General features: G+C 62.8%; 14 protein-coding genes. 13 read left to right on the plus strand and 1 reads right to left on the minus strand.

Features of this window, described 5'->3' with window-relative positions:
- Window positions 1-4: 4 nt before the first annotated feature.
- From fdxA to ABID16_RS20620, 3 genes are all read left to right on the plus strand, one after another.
- The gene (fdxA, locus tag ABID16_RS20610) at window positions 5-334 is read left to right on the plus strand and encodes a ferredoxin (protein WP_354558253.1); all 330 of its coding nucleotides are present in this window, start codon (window positions 5-7) and stop codon (window positions 332-334) included.
- A gap of 17 nt (window positions 335-351) precedes the next feature.
- Window positions 352-1,239 carry a dihydrodipicolinate synthase family protein gene (locus tag ABID16_RS20615; protein ID WP_354558254.1) on the plus strand — a complete coding sequence of 296 codons (888 nt, stop codon included), beginning with the start codon at window positions 352-354 and terminating at the stop codon, window positions 1,237-1,239.
- Window positions 1,240-1,603: 364 nt separating this feature from the next.
- Window positions 1,604-2,407, plus strand: a complete 804-nt coding sequence (locus ABID16_RS20620) for a creatininase family protein (protein WP_354558255.1) — start codon at window positions 1,604-1,606, stop codon at window positions 2,405-2,407.
- A gap of 7 nt (window positions 2,408-2,414) precedes the next feature.
- Here ABID16_RS20620 and ABID16_RS20625 read toward each other — a convergent pair whose 3' ends face one another.
- Entirely contained in the window at window positions 2,415-3,374 is a 960-nt protein-coding gene (locus tag ABID16_RS20625) for a LysR family transcriptional regulator (protein ID WP_354558256.1), read from the minus strand.
- Window positions 3,375-3,531: 157 nt separating this feature from the next.
- Between ABID16_RS20625 and ABID16_RS20630 the strand changes: the two genes are divergently transcribed.
- From ABID16_RS20630 to ABID16_RS20675, 10 genes are all read left to right on the plus strand, one after another.
- A complete protein-coding gene (locus tag ABID16_RS20630; RefSeq protein WP_354558257.1) occupies window positions 3,532-4,536 on the plus strand; it encodes an ABC transporter substrate-binding protein in 1,005 nt (334 codons plus the stop codon).
- 73 nt (window positions 4,537-4,609) lie between these two features.
- Window positions 4,610-5,437: an ABC transporter ATP-binding protein gene (locus ABID16_RS20635; protein ID WP_354558258.1), complete on the plus strand. Its 828-nt coding sequence runs from the start codon at window positions 4,610-4,612 to the stop codon at window positions 5,435-5,437.
- Window positions 5,437-6,267, plus strand: a complete 831-nt coding sequence (locus ABID16_RS20640) for an ABC transporter permease (protein ID WP_354558259.1) — start codon at window positions 5,437-5,439, stop codon at window positions 6,265-6,267. Before ABID16_RS20635 ends, ABID16_RS20640 begins: the two co-directional genes overlap by 1 nt.
- Window positions 6,268-6,270: 3 nt before the next feature.
- Window positions 6,271-7,581, plus strand: a complete 1,311-nt coding sequence (locus ABID16_RS20645; RefSeq protein WP_354558260.1) for a cytosine deaminase — start codon at window positions 6,271-6,273, stop codon at window positions 7,579-7,581.
- A 2-nt stretch (window positions 7,582-7,583) separates the two neighbouring features.
- Complete coding sequence (locus tag ABID16_RS20650) at window positions 7,584-8,990, plus strand: FAD-binding oxidoreductase (RefSeq protein ID WP_354558261.1); 1,407 nt, start codon at window positions 7,584-7,586, stop codon at window positions 8,988-8,990.
- Window positions 8,991-9,572, plus strand: coding sequence for an NAD(P)H-dependent oxidoreductase (locus ABID16_RS20655; RefSeq protein ID WP_354558262.1), 582 nt, complete (start codon window positions 8,991-8,993; stop codon window positions 9,570-9,572).
- A 10-nt stretch (window positions 9,573-9,582) separates the two neighbouring features.
- Window positions 9,583-9,975, plus strand: a complete 393-nt coding sequence (locus tag ABID16_RS20660; RefSeq protein ID WP_354558263.1) for a RidA family protein — start codon at window positions 9,583-9,585, stop codon at window positions 9,973-9,975.
- A gap of 170 nt (window positions 9,976-10,145) precedes the next feature.
- Window positions 10,146-11,150 (plus strand): Gfo/Idh/MocA family protein, encoded by a 1,005-nt coding sequence (locus tag ABID16_RS20665; protein WP_354558264.1) that lies wholly within the window; start codon window positions 10,146-10,148, stop codon window positions 11,148-11,150.
- Window positions 11,147-12,718: an acyl CoA:acetate/3-ketoacid CoA transferase gene (locus tag ABID16_RS20670; RefSeq protein WP_354558265.1), complete on the plus strand. Its 1,572-nt coding sequence runs from the start codon at window positions 11,147-11,149 to the stop codon at window positions 12,716-12,718. The genes ABID16_RS20665 and ABID16_RS20670 overlap by 4 nt, the downstream gene beginning before the upstream one ends.
- Complete coding sequence (locus ABID16_RS20675) at window positions 12,715-13,482, plus strand: enoyl-CoA hydratase/isomerase family protein (RefSeq protein ID WP_354558266.1); 768 nt, start codon at window positions 12,715-12,717, stop codon at window positions 13,480-13,482. The genes ABID16_RS20670 and ABID16_RS20675 overlap by 4 nt, the downstream gene beginning before the upstream one ends.
- Window positions 13,483-13,484: the final 2 nt, after the last annotated feature.

Raw genomic sequence — 13,484 nt, forward strand, 5'->3', positions numbered from 1 at the left:
CGCCATGACACTCGTCATCAAAAGCGAATGCATCGACGTGAAGGACGGGGCCTGCGCCGCCGTCTGTCCGGTCGACTGCATCTATGAAGGCGAGCGCATGTTCTACATCCACCCGAGCGAATGCATCGAATGCGGCGTCTGCGAAAGTGTGTGCCCGGTCGATGCGATCCGCTTCGAGGACGAGATCGGCGACGAGGCAAAGAGCTTCATCGCCATCAATCGTGATGTCTTTTCCGACGCGGCAGGCGCGCTCACTTCGCCCGGCGGCTGGAGCCGCAAGAGCCCGCCGATGCGCGATCATCCCGCCGTCGCCGCCACACCGATAAAAAACTGAAATCGAGAGGAAATCCCATGCAAGGCGTCATTGCAGCCGTTCCCACACCGCTTTCCGAAGGCTATGAGCCCGTTCGCGCACCCTTCATCGCCCATTGCCAATGGCTGCTCGACAATGGTTGCGACGGGCTCAACATTCTGGGCTCGACGGGGGAGGCCAATCTCTTCGATGGCGAGACGCGCCGCACCGTCATGCGCTGGGCGGCCGAAGACCTGCCGCGCGGCCGGCTGATGGTCGGCACAGGCACGCCGTCGCTTGTCGAGACCATCGAACTGACGCGGCATGCCGCAAGGCTCGGCTATCCGGTCGCTCTGGTTCTGCCGCCCTATTACTACAAGCCACTGACGAATGACGGGCTGGTTGCGTGGTACATGGCGCTGCATGAAGCGCTGGGCGACAGCACGATCGAGATCTATTTCTACAATTACCCGCAGATGACCGGCATCACGATCCCTGCGGACGTGATTGCCCGGCTGCGGCAGTTGGCACCCACGCGGTTTACCGGCATCAAGGACTCGTCCGGCGATCTCGCCTATTGCCGCGCCCTTGCGGTCACGTTTCCGGGCTTCGCCGTGTTTCCAAGTTCGGAAATCTCCCTTGGCGAGGCAGCGCAGTCGGGCTTTGCCGGCTGCATCTCGGCGACGACAAACCAGACATCCGCACAGGCCGCAAGGGTCTGGCGTCATCGCTCGGCACCCTCGAAAGCCGAACTCGAGGACATGTCCGCCATTCGCGGCGCCATCGCCGGTCCGGCGCTCGTTGCCTCGGTCAAGGCTCTCGTCGCGGAGCGGACGGGCGATCCGATCTGGACCCGCGTCATGCCCCCCTTCATCTCCCTCACCGACGAACAGCGCGCAGCGTTGGCTGCAAATGTGCTCCGGGTCGAATTGCCCCGCGCGTCATAAACGCTCATCAGACCGATACATCGGGACGTGCCGGGTTATCCCGGCGCTTTTCGGGACTGCGTCTCCAAGATGTCGCGGCGTGCGGCCAGCCATCGCTGCCGGAGAGGCTTAGGCGGCCATGTACGGGGCCGAAACCGACAGCCGCCCGCCTGAGAAAAGACCGCTCTCTTTAAAGCATCGCTATCATCGCAAATTGATGCTTTTCTGCTCGCAAGATGCTGCTCTATACGAAATCGATGGTTTACGACCCGGTGGGCCGGCGGGACCTGCAAGGGGTCGCGGCGAGCTGCGTTTCCACGCCGTGACCCGGCGGTGAGCCATGACAACGATGAAGCGCGGAACCTCAGTGCGGGAAGGCATGTCCATGGCAAGATCATTCTACTGGAACGAACTCACCGCATACGACTTCCAGTCCCTCGACCCCAACGAGACGATCGCCATCCTGCCTCTGGCCTCCACCGAACAGCATGGCCCGCATCTCCCCATCGCGACCGATGTGACCATCGCAAACGGGATGCTCGCCGAAGTCCGCAGTGTTCTTCCGGACGACCTGACGGTTCTTGTCCTGCCGACGCAGGAGATCGGCAAGGCCAATGAACATGTCTACGGTCCCGGAACGCTTTCGCTTCCCGCAACGCTTCTGATCGAAGCCTGGACGGCGATCGGGCAGAAGGTGGCGGAAGCCGGGGTTAGAAAGCTGGTCATGGTGAACTCTCATGGCGGCAATCTCGACATCATGAGCATCGTTTCGCGCGAGATGCGCGTTCGCTTCGGCCTGATGGCGGTTGCCACGCAATGGGCGCGCTTCGGCCATCCGGAGGGTCTTGTGCTCTCACCCAACGAGCAGCGGTTCGGCATCCATGGCGGGGAGGTGGAAACATCCCTCATGCTGCATTTCCGGCCCGATCTGGTGAAGATGGAAAAGGCGCAGGACTTCAAGTCCAAGGCCGAATGGATGGCCAACAACACGAAATATCTGCAGCCGCTGCCGCCTCATTCGGTCGCCTGGATTGCCCATGACCTCAACCCGTTCGGTGTCGTCGGCAATGCCTCGGCCGGAACGGCGGAAAAAGGCGAGATGATCGCAAGCCATATCGCCCGCGCCTTCATCGATCTGCTCTACGACGTGAAGGGCTATCCGCTCGACAACCTCTATTCTCCGGCGTAGCGGAAGCTCACTCCTCGGGATTGTTGGCCCGGCCGGCGCTCTTGACGCCTTGCGCCGAGAGCGTTGCCAGCAGGGCGGACAGTTCCGCAAGCAGGAACTCGACGAAGAGGCTCGTGGCGCTGTCGAGCGGTGTGCGGGCGCGCGCAAAGACCTTCATCTGCTGAACCTTGACATGCGGATCGGACAGCGGCCGGAAGACGAGATCGCCGCGCGCGCAATCGTGGATGATATCCAGCGGGTTCATCAGCGAAACGCCTGCGCCTGAGCGCACGAACTGCTTGACCGCCTCCGTCGTGTTCGTTTCGATCACCGGCTCTACCGCAACCGACAAGGGCGCCAGCGCAAAGTCGATGACTTCCCGGAGGCTGAGCGACTTCATGACAAGGACAAGGCGTTCCTGGATGAGTTCTCCCAGGCCCACCTGGGCCTGCTGCGTCAGCGGATGTCCGGGCGGCAGGACGGCGCCGATCGGCACATCGAAGACGGCGAGCGTGCGGATGCCGGGTGAGGCCGGAATGTTGAGGCCGATGCCGATATCGACCTCGCCGACGCTGACCGGATTGAGCGTCGTGCCCGAGCCGATGTCGTTGCGCATGAAGATCTTGACGCGTGGATGCTGGGCCACGAATTTCGACACGATGACGGGCATGGGACCGGCCGCAAGCCCGGTCGTCGTGACGATACGCACCTTGCCGGCATCGGGCATTTTCAGCGCCTTGACGCGGGATTCGAGCCGCTGATAGCTCTTCATCACCTCGCGGATATGCTCGACGTAAAGCTCGCCTGCGGAGGTCAGCCGCAACCCGCGCGGCAGGCGCTCGAACAGGGCCGCCCCGATCTCATCCTCCAGCTCGATGATCTGCCGGTTGATCGCCGAAGAGGCGACATTCAGCTTGGCCGCGGCCTTGCGGATGGAGCCCGTGCGCGCGATTTCGTTGATGTAAAGGAGTTTGCGGGAATGCAGCACTGACGACCTCTGGAAATCCTGCGTGTTTACATTTCGACATAGCGCAAAAAGGCATCAATGCGAACGAATTTTGATGCTTTTCAAAGAGCGAAAGGCCAGCGCACTATCCTGCTGCAGCGCAAAAAGCGCCTTCCAGATAAAGCAGGGAACAGTCTTGATGTCGCACACTTTCAAATCCATCGCCGCTTCAGCCGCGCTTTGCTTCGCGGCGGCGCTCCCGGCGCACGCGCTCGACAAGGTCTCCTTCGGCACCAACTGGCTCGCCGAGGCAGAACATGGCGGCTATTATCAGGCTGTCGCTGACGGCACCTACAAGAAGCACGGGCTCGACGTGACCATCGTTCAGGGTGGCCCGAACGCCGCCAACAGCGCGCTTCTGATTTCGGGCAAGATCGAATTCTACATGGGCGGCGAGATGGGCGAACTCAACGCCGTCAAGCAGGGCATCCCGCTGGTCGATGTCGCCGCCATGTTCCAGAAGGACCCGCAGGTCCTGATGGCCCATCCCGACCAGGGGATCGACAAGTTCGAGGATCTGGCCAAGCTGGGCGCCATCTTCATGGGCAAGGACGGGTATCTCACCTATTTCGAATGGATGAAGGTCAACTTCAAGGGTTTCAAGGACGAGCAGTACAAGCCCTATAACTTCAACCCCGGCCCTTTCATCGCCGACAAAAAGTCCGCGCAGCAGGGTTATCTGACGTCTGAACCCTTCGCGGTGGAGAAGCAGGCCGGCTGGAAGCCGAAGGTCTTCCTGCTTGCCGACAACGGTTTCAGCCCCTATTCGACCACGGTCACCGTCAAGGCGGACCTGATCAAGTCCAATCCGGATCTCATCCAGCGCTTTGTGGATGCCTCGATCGAAGGCTGGTACAACTATCTCTACGGCGACAACAAGGCTGCCAACGATCTGATCAAGAAAGAGAATCCGGAAATGACGGATGAGCAGATCGCCTTCTCCATCGCCCAGATGAAGGAGCACGGCATTCTGGAATCCGGCGAGGCTCTGACGAAGGGCATCGGCTGCATGACGGATGAGAAGTACAAGGCCTTCTTCGACGAAATGGTCAAGATCAAGCTCTTCGACGCCGGGATGGACTACAAGAAGGCCTTCACCACGCAGTTCGTCTGCAAAGGCGTCGGCATGGCTCTGAAGAAGTAACAGACCACAAGCGAAATCTCCGTTCCCGCCCGCTCGGGAACGGAGCACCCGGATCACGCATAGAGTTGATGGCATGAACGCTCAGGCGGCCGATAGTTCCGTTATGACAACGCCCCATACCCGCCCACTCGTGGCGATGGACCATGTGTCCAAGGTCTTTTCCAACGGAACGCTTGCGCTTCAGGACATGTCGCTGACCGTGCGCGGTGGCGAGTTCTTAAGCCTCCTTGGCCCCTCCGGCTGCGGCAAGTCCACGGCGCTGCGCATCATCGCCGGGCTTGGCGGCGTCACCAGCGGATCAATCGACTGGCCGAGTTCGCGGATCAACTCCAGGGGCCTGCCGGAGGGCGATATCAGCTTCGTCTTCCAGGAGCCGACGCTGATGCCCTGGCAGACGGTGTTCGGCAATGTTTATCTGCCGCTTCGCCTGCGCGGCGTCACGAAGAAGGCGGCAGAGGCGCCGATCATGGAAGCGCTCACCGCCGTCGGTCTTGGCGATTTTGCCAAGGCCTATCCGCGCGAGCTTTCCGGCGGCATGAAGATGCGCGTTTCCATCGCCCGCGCCATGGTGACCAAGCCGCGCCTCCTCCTGATGGACGAGCCCTTTGCCGCACTCGACGAGATCACGAGGCAGAAGCTCAACGACGATGTCCTCGATTTGTGGCGCAGGACCGGCATCACGGTGATCTTCGTCACCCATTCGGTCTTCGAATCCGCTTATCTCTCCAACCGCATCGTGGTGATGAAGGCGCGCCCCGGCCGCGTTCACGCGGATTTCCCGCTGGTGACGGCCAGCGAGCGCGATGCGCTCTACCGCAGCTCGGAAGATTACCGGCAGGCCTGCGAAAAGGTCTCCGCCATGCTGCTGGAAGCCATGGGCGATGCCCCGGAGGGCCATTGATGACGAACGCTGTTCCTCAGTTCGACACCGCCGCCGCCGAACGCCGCAAGGAGATCGCGCTGCGCATCGCCGTGCCGCTTGCCATGGTCGCCCTGCTGGTTGTGATCTGGCATTTCGGCGTGGTCTGGTCCGGGGTCCCGCCCTATATCCTGCCCAGTCCCGGCGCAGTGGTCAGCGCCCTCATAGGCGACTGGAGCCTTCTCTTCCCGGCGCTTCTCGTCACGACGAAAATCACGCTGATGTCGCTGGCGCTGGCGCTCATCGGCGGCGTCGGTTTTGCGATCTTTCTGGTGCAGTCGCGCTGGATCGAAATCGCTTTTTACCCCGTTGCCGTCATCCTGCAGGTCACGCCGATCGTGGCGATCTCGCCGCTCATTCTCATCTATGCGCCGACCACGCAGGTGGCGCTGCTGATCTGCGCCTTTCTGGTCGCCTTCTTCCCGATCCTCTCCAACATGGTGCAGGGCCTGAAGAGCGTCGATCACAATCTGCTGAACCTCTTCGATCTTTACGGCGCGTCGCGCTGGCAGACGCTGATTTATCTCAAGATCCCCGCCGCCCAGCCCTATTTCATGACCGGGCTTCGCATTGGCGGCGGGCTGGCGCTGATTGCGGCCGTGGTGGCGGAATTTGCGGCAGGCTCGGCGGGCGCCTCGTCCGGCCTTGCCTTCCGCCTGCTGGAATCGCAGTTCCGCATGAACATTCCCCGCCTCTTCGCGGCCCTCCTGATGCTCTCGGCGCTGGGCGTGGCGATCTTTGCGGCCACCTCCTTCATCTCCTGGCTGGCGCTGCATCGCTGGCACGAGAGCAACCTCAAGCGGGAGAACTGAGACGTGACATCGGATCTGCAATTGCCCTCATCAACCGCCTATGTCCTCGCCGGCGCGACCGTGCCGCTCGCCGCAACGGATGCGGCGCTGCCGGGGGCGAGGGAAGGTCTTGCCGCTGCCGACATCGTGGTGCGCGACGGCACCATTGCGGAGATCCTGCCGGCGGGTGCTGCGAGCGCTGATCTGCCTGCCGTGGCGCTGGGCGGGCGGATGGTCTGGCCCTCGTTCACCGACATGCATACCCATCTCGACAAGGGTCATATCTGGGAGCGCAACCCCAATCCGGACGGCAGCTTTCCCGGCGCGCTCGATGCCGTCCGCGCCGATCGCGAGGCGAACTGGTCGGCCGATGACGTCGCCACGCGCATGGATTTCTCGCTGCGCTCAGCCTACGCCCACGGCACATCGCTGATCCGCACGCATATCGATTCGCTCGACCCGCAGCACCGCATTTCCTTTCCCGTTTTCAAGGACATGCGCGAACGCTGGAAAGGCAGGATCGACCTGCAGGCGGCTGCGCTGTTTCCGCTTTATGCCATGGCGGATGAGGCCTTCTTCCGCGATCTCGTGCGCGTGATCCAGGAGACCGGCGGCCTGCTTGGCGGGTTGACGCAGGTCGGGCCGACACTGGATCAGGAACTCGACAAACTGCTCCAGACGGCCACTGACATCGGCGTCGACGTCGATCTCCACGTTGACGAGACCGCCGACCGCGAAGTTCTGACGCTGGCCTCAATTGCTAAAGCCGTGATCCGCAATCGCTTCGAAGGCACCGTCACCGTCGGCCATTGCTGCTCGCTGGCGCGGCAGGACGAGGAGACGGCCAAGCGCACCGTGGATCTCGTCGCCAGAGCCAATCTGGCCGTCGTGTCGCTTCCCATGTGCAACATGTATCTCCAGGACCGGCAGGCGGGTGTCACGCCGCGCTGGCGCGGCGTCACGCTGTTCAACGAACTGCGCGCGGCGGGCGTTCGCGCTGCCGTTTCCTCCGACAATACGCGCGACCCGTTCTATGCCTATGGCGATCTCGACCCGGCGGAGGTTTTCCGCGAGGCCGTGCGCATCCTGCATCTCGATCATCCACTGACCGATGCGGCGTCAGTGGTGACGACAACACCTGCCGGCATTCTCGGCCGGAAAGACAAAAGCCGCATCGCCATCGGCGCGTTAGCCGATCTCATCGTCTTCAAAGCCAGACGCTGGAGCGAATTCCTGTCCCGCCCCCAATCGGATCGCACCATCATCCGGGCCGGTCGCGTTATCGAGCGCGTCATTCCCGACTATGCCGAACTCGATACCCTACACGGAGCATGACCATGGTAGATTACGCACTGATCAAGAAGGACCTCGAGGGGATTGCGGTCGAGGACCATCCGGCACTGGTGAAGCAGAAGAGCCGGGACTTCTACTGGTATTCGCCGATCCTCAAGAGCCAGCTCGACAATGTGACGGCGGACCTCGTCGTGTCGCCGGTGACGGAAGAAGAGGTCATCCGCACGCTGAAAGTGGCCTATGCGCATGGCGCGCCGATCACGCCGCGCGGCGGCGGCACGGGCAATTACGGGCAGGCCATGCCGCTTTCGGGCGGCATCATCCTCAACATGGCGAACATGAACAAGGTCAAGCAGATCCTGCCCGGCCGCGTCATTGCCGAAACCGGCGTGATCATTTCCGAACTCGACAAGCAGACGAAGGCGCATTCCGGTCAGGAACTGCGGTTCCATCCCTCCACCGCGCAGACCGCGACGATCGGCGGCTTCATCGCCGGTGGCTCGGGCGGCGTGGGTTCGATCACCTGGGGGGGCTTGCGCGATCTCGGCAATATTCTGCGCCTGCGCGTCATCACCATGGAGGCCGAACCGCGCATTCTCGACCTCACGGGCTGGGACCTGCAGAAGGTCAGCCATGCCTATGGCACCAATGGCATCATCACGGAAGTCGAGATGCCGCTGGCGCCCGCCTATGACTGGGTCGATGTGATCGTCGGCTATGACGATTTCATGGATGCGGTTGGTTTTGCCGACGCGCTGGCGCATTCCAACGGGCTTCTGGTGAAGGAAATCGCGCCCATCGCGGCGCCCGCACCCTTCGATTATTTCACCCGCCACAAGCCCTATCTGAAGGAGGGGCAGTCGGTCGTCGTGATCATGGCCGCGCCGCATTCCATGGGGCCGTTCGAGGCGCTGGTTTCGCGCTACAAGGGTGATATCCGCTTCCGCTCCGACAAGGTGGAAAGCATGAAGGGCATCCCGCATGCCTATGAACTCGCCTGGAACCACACGACGCTCAGGGCGCTGAAGATCGACCCCAGCATCACCTATCTTCAGGTCCAGTATCCGGCGCCGGACCATGTGGCCAAGGTCCGCAAGACCGTCGAGACCTTCCACGGCGAGGTGATCGGCCATCTGGAATTCATGCGATTCGACGGCACAATCCAGTGCTCGGGTCTGCCCATGGTGCGCTACACGACGGCCGAGCGGCTGGAGGAGATCATTCGCATTCACGAGGACCTCGGCTGCCCGATCTTCAATCCGCATCGCTACACGCTCGAAGAGGGCGGCATGAAGCAGACGGATACAGTCCAGCTCGCATTCAAGAAGGAAACGGACCCCAAGGGCCTGCTCAATCCGGGCAAGATGATCGCCTGGGACAATCCGGATTTCGACTTCAAGGCGGGCAAGAACTACCTCTTTCAGGGCCTTGCCGCCTTCATGGAGGCGTGAATGCGCGTTCTCGTTCTCTTTTCGCATCCGGTCGAAGACAGTTTCGGGGCCGCCCTTCATGCCCAAACGGTGGAAAGCCTCAAGGCCGCCGGCCATGAAGTCGACGACTGCGATCTCTATGCCGAAGGCTTCGATCCGGTCCTGTCGCGCCACGACAGGCTGATCTACCACACCTATCCCGACAATACGGCGCTGGTCTCCGGCTATGTGGAGCGCCTGAAAAAGGCGGAAGCACTGGTCATCTGCACGCCGGTCTGGAATTTCGGCTTTCCCGCCATGCTGAAGGGCTATTTCGACCGGGTCTGGCTGCCGGGCGTCACCTTCGAGCTGGTGGATGGCAAGGTTCGGTCGACGCTGCGCCATATCAAGAAGCTGGGCGCGGTGCTGACCTATGGGGCCGATCCCTTCCGCGCCTTTGTCGCCGGCAATCCGCCGAAGAAGATTGTCAAGCGCGTGATCCGCGCGCAGATCGACCCGCTCGCGAAGGTTCGCTTTCTCGCCCATTACGACATGAACCGGGCGACGGAAGAGACCCGCAAGCGCTTCCTTGAGAAGGTGAAGCACGAATTCTCGACATTCTGAGGCGAAGGCGATGAAGCGAGTTCTCAACCCGGCAACCGTGCGCAAGCCCTTCGGACACTACAATCACGGGCTCGTTCTGCCCTCTCAGGGAGAGCTTCTCGTCACCTCCGGGCAATTGGGCATCCGGCCGGACGAAACCATTCCCGATAGTATCGAGGAACAGGCGGTGATCTGCTTCGAGGCCGTTGGTGCAATTCTGGAAGAGGCCGGCATGAGCTTCGCCGACGTCATCCGCATCGCCGGCTTCGTCACCCGCCGGGAGGATTTCGCACCCTATATGGCCGTGCGGGATCGCTACACCCTGGAGCCAAGGCCGGTCTCCACCCTGTTGATCGTCACCGGCTTCACCCGGCCGGAGTTCAAGGTCGAGGTCGAGATTACCGCCGTGAAACCGGCCAGATAAAGCCGCTCCATCTCTGCGCTGGCAAGCCGCAGCCTCCACGGCTCCACTGGCCCGCCATCACTCCGCCTCTGCACGTCCGTCGACACCTGAAAATTTCCGCTTGACTCTATTTGGATCGTTCCATATCCATATTGGAACGATCCAAATAAGAAGCATTTCGGGAGGAAAGCATGCGCTGGGCCCTGGTGGGCGCGAGCACGATCGCGTCTCAACACATGATCCGGGCGATCCGCGCTCAAGCCGGCAGCGAAGTGGCCCGCGTCGTCAGCGGCTCCCGCGATCGTGCCGAGGCCTATGCCCGTGAGCATGGCATTCCTGCCTTCGGCACCGACCTGAACGAGGCGCTGGCCGATCCGGCCATCGACGCCGTCTATATTTCAACCACGAACGAGAAGCATCTTAAGCAGGCTCTTGCTGCGATTGCCGCCGGCAAGCATGTGCTCTGCGAAAAGCCGCTGGCGATGACCGTTCCCGATGCCGCCGCCATGGTGCGCGCGGCCGACGAGGCGGGCGTGACCTTCGCGACGAACCATCACCTTCGCTGCTCCGGCAGTCATCGCGCCGTCCGCGCTCTGATCCGCGAGGGGCGCGTCGGCAAGGTTCTGTCGGTTCGCGTGTTCCATGCAGTGCACCTGCCGGAGAACCTGCAGGGCTGGCGCATCAACTCGGCGGCGGAAGGCGGCGGGGTCATTCCCGATATCACCGTGCACGATGCCGATGTGGTGCGCTTCCTGCTGGACGAGGACCCGGTTTCGGTCGTCGCGCAGGCAACCAGTTCCGGCATGGGGCAGGGCGTCGAAGATTCCGCCATGTCCGTCTGGGCCATGCCCTCCGGCGCCATGGTGATGAGCCACGAGAGCTTCACCCATCCTTTCGCCGGCAGCGGTCTGGAAGTCCATGGCACGCAAGGCTCGATCTTCGCGCGCGGCGTGATGACCCAGAAGCCGGTCGGCGAGATCGAACTGGTCGATACGGCCGACCGCCATGCGATCCCCTTCGATGCGCATGATCTCTACATCACCGGCGTCGCGGAATTCGAGGCGGCCGTGCGGGGCGAGGGTTCGCCCGCTGCAACCGGCATCGATGGCGTCAAGTCGCTGGCCGTGGCTGCTGCCGTGCGCGAGGCCGCCGAAGCGGGCACGCGCGTGACAATCAATTATGGAGGCATGAAGTGAGCAAGGTCGTCAGCGCTGCAGAAGCGGTTGCGCGCATTCAAGATGGTGCGGTGGTCACCGTCTCCTCGTCTTCCGCACTCGGCTGTCCCGATCTCGTGCTGAAGGCGCTGGGCGAGCGTTTCGACGCCGAAGGTCATCCGCGCGGGTTGACGACGCTGCATCCGATTGCCGCCGGCGACATGTATGGCGTCAAGGGCATGGACCATATCGCCAAGGACGGGCTGCTGACGCGCGTGCTCGCCGGCTCCTATCCCTCCGGCCCGTCGAACCTGCCGATGCCGGAAATCTGGAAGATGATCGTCGAGGATCGTGTCGCCGCCTACAACGTGCCCTCCGGCGTGATGTTCGACATGCATCGCGAGGCCGCCGCCCGCCGTCCCGGCGTGCTGACCCGCGTCGGTCTCGAAACCTTCGTCGATCCGATCCGCGAAGGCTGCGCGATGAATGCGAAGGGGGCGGCCCAGCCCATCGTCTCGCGCGTCGAATTCGGCGGTGAGACATGGCTTCATTTCCCTAATATCGTGCCCAATGTTTGCATCCTGCGCGCCACCACGGCGGATGAGCGCGGCAATCTCACCTATGAACATGAGGGTGCCTATCTTGGCGGGCTCGAACAGGCGATCACCGTTCGCAACCATGGCGGCCTCGTCATCGCGCAGGTCAGCCGCACGACGGCGGCCGGGAGCCTGCGGCCGCATGACGTGCGCGTGCCCGGCCATCTCGTCGATCTCGTCGTTGTCGATCCACACCAGAAACAGACTTGCGAGACACCCTATGATCCGGCGATTTCCGGCCAGATCATGCGGCCTTGGTCGAGCTTCAAGCTGGCCGAGCATGGCGTCGAGAAGGTCATCGCCCGCCGTGCGGCGATGGAACTGAAGGGCGGCATGACGGCCAATCTCGGCTTCGGCATCAGCGCGCAGGTGCCGCGCATTCTGCTGGAAGAGGGCCATCCGGACGCCGTGACCTGGGCGATCGAACAGGGGGCCGTGGGCGGCATGCCGCTCACCGATTTCGCCTTCGGCTGCGCCTCCAATGCGGACGCCTATGTGCCGTCGCCGCAGCAGTTCATCTACTTCCAGGGCGCCGGCTTCGACGTCTCCTTCCTCTCCTTCCTCGAGGTCGACGTCGAAGGCAATGTGAATGTCTCCAAGCTCGGGAAGAAGCCGTATCTGACAGCCGGCTGCGGCGGGTTTGTCGATATCACGGCCCATGCGAAGAAGATCGTCTTCTCAGGCTGGTTCGAGGCGGGCGCGGAGATTGCGCTGAGCGACAACGGCATCCGCGTCGCCAGGCCCGGCAAGTTCACCAAGATGGTTGAGCGCGTCGAGCATGTCACCTTCTCCGGCAACCGCGCGCGGGCGCAGGGGCAGGATGTGCTCTATATCACCGAGCGCTGCGTGATGCGGCTGGGCGAGGGCGGACTGGTCGCGACCGAGATCATGCCGGGCATCGATGCTCAGGCCGATATCGTCGGCGCCTCGCAGGGCCGCGTTCGCGTCGCTGAAAACGCCACGACCATGCCGGCCAGCCTCTTTGGCACCCAGCCGATGGGGTGGACGCCATGAGCGACGTGCATCTTAACATTCGCGGCCGCATCGCGGAAATCCGCCTCGACAATCCGGCCAAGCTCAATGCTTTCACCGTCGACATGCTGGCGCGGCTCGCCGCCCATCTCGACACCATCGAGCGCGACACGCAGATCGCCTGCGTGCTCATCACCGCCGAGGGCGAGAAGGCCTTCTGCTCGGGCGCGGATATCAATGGCTGGGGAGACCTGACGCCCGCCGAATTCGCGCGCCACTGGGTGCGCGGCGGCCACCGCATTTTCGACCGGCTGGCGCGGCTTGCGAAGCCGACGATTGCCGTGCTCAAAGGCCACGCCTTTGGCGGTGGGCTGGAACTGGCCGCTGCCTGCGACATCCGGGTGATGACGCCGCGGGCGACGATTGCGCTGCCCGAGGCGGCTGTCGGCATCGTGCCGGGCTGGTCGGGCACGCAGCGGCTGGCGCGGCTGCTGCCTGAACCGGTGCTGAAGGAAATGGCGCTGTTCGGCCGCCGGGTCAGTGCCGAGCGGGCGCTGCAATTCGGCTTCGCGGCCGAGGTGGGCGAGGATGTGCGTGGGCTCGCCGAAACAATGGCCGCCCGCGTCACCGAGCTTTCGCCCCGCGCCGTCGAGATCGCCAAATCCATGATCCATGCCGCGCAAGGCGAAGATGCCGGCGCGATGATCGAAGCGCTGGGCAGTGCCGCCATTTCCGCCAGCGACGACCGCAATGAAGGCGTTGCCGCCTTCAGGGAAAAGCGCAAACCCACATTTTCCGGACAATGACC

It is taken from the genome of Limnomicrobium aquaticum (assembly GCF_040545545.1).
In the GTDB taxonomy this organism is placed as follows: domain Bacteria; phylum Pseudomonadota; class Alphaproteobacteria; order Rhizobiales; family Rhizobiaceae; genus Ensifer_A; species Ensifer_A aquaticum.

Excerpts from the sequence above, each read along its gene's own strand:
- fdxA (WP_354558253.1), top strand. The coding sequence starts at position 5 with ATGACACTCGTCATCAAAAGCGAATGCATCGACGTGAAGGACGGGGCC.
- ABID16_RS20615 (WP_354558254.1), top strand. The coding sequence starts at position 352 with ATGCAAGGCGTCATTGCAGCCGTTCCCACACCGCTTTCCGAAGGCTAT.
- ABID16_RS20620 (WP_354558255.1), top strand. The coding sequence starts at position 1,604 with ATGGCAAGATCATTCTACTGGAACGAACTCACCGCATACGACTTCCAG.
- ABID16_RS20630 (WP_354558257.1), top strand. The coding sequence starts at position 3,532 with ATGTCGCACACTTTCAAATCCATCGCCGCTTCAGCCGCGCTTTGCTTC.
- ABID16_RS20635 (WP_354558258.1), top strand. The coding sequence starts at position 4,610 with ATGAACGCTCAGGCGGCCGATAGTTCCGTTATGACAACGCCCCATACC.
- ABID16_RS20640 (WP_354558259.1), top strand. The coding sequence starts at position 5,437 with ATGACGAACGCTGTTCCTCAGTTCGACACCGCCGCCGCCGAACGCCGC.
- ABID16_RS20650 (WP_354558261.1), top strand. The coding sequence starts at position 7,584 with ATGGTAGATTACGCACTGATCAAGAAGGACCTCGAGGGGATTGCGGTC.
- ABID16_RS20655 (WP_354558262.1), top strand. The coding sequence starts at position 8,991 with ATGCGCGTTCTCGTTCTCTTTTCGCATCCGGTCGAAGACAGTTTCGGG.
- ABID16_RS20660 (WP_354558263.1), top strand. The coding sequence starts at position 9,583 with ATGAAGCGAGTTCTCAACCCGGCAACCGTGCGCAAGCCCTTCGGACAC.
- ABID16_RS20665 (WP_354558264.1), top strand. The coding sequence starts at position 10,146 with ATGCGCTGGGCCCTGGTGGGCGCGAGCACGATCGCGTCTCAACACATG.
- ABID16_RS20675 (WP_354558266.1), top strand. The coding sequence starts at position 12,715 with ATGAGCGACGTGCATCTTAACATTCGCGGCCGCATCGCGGAAATCCGC.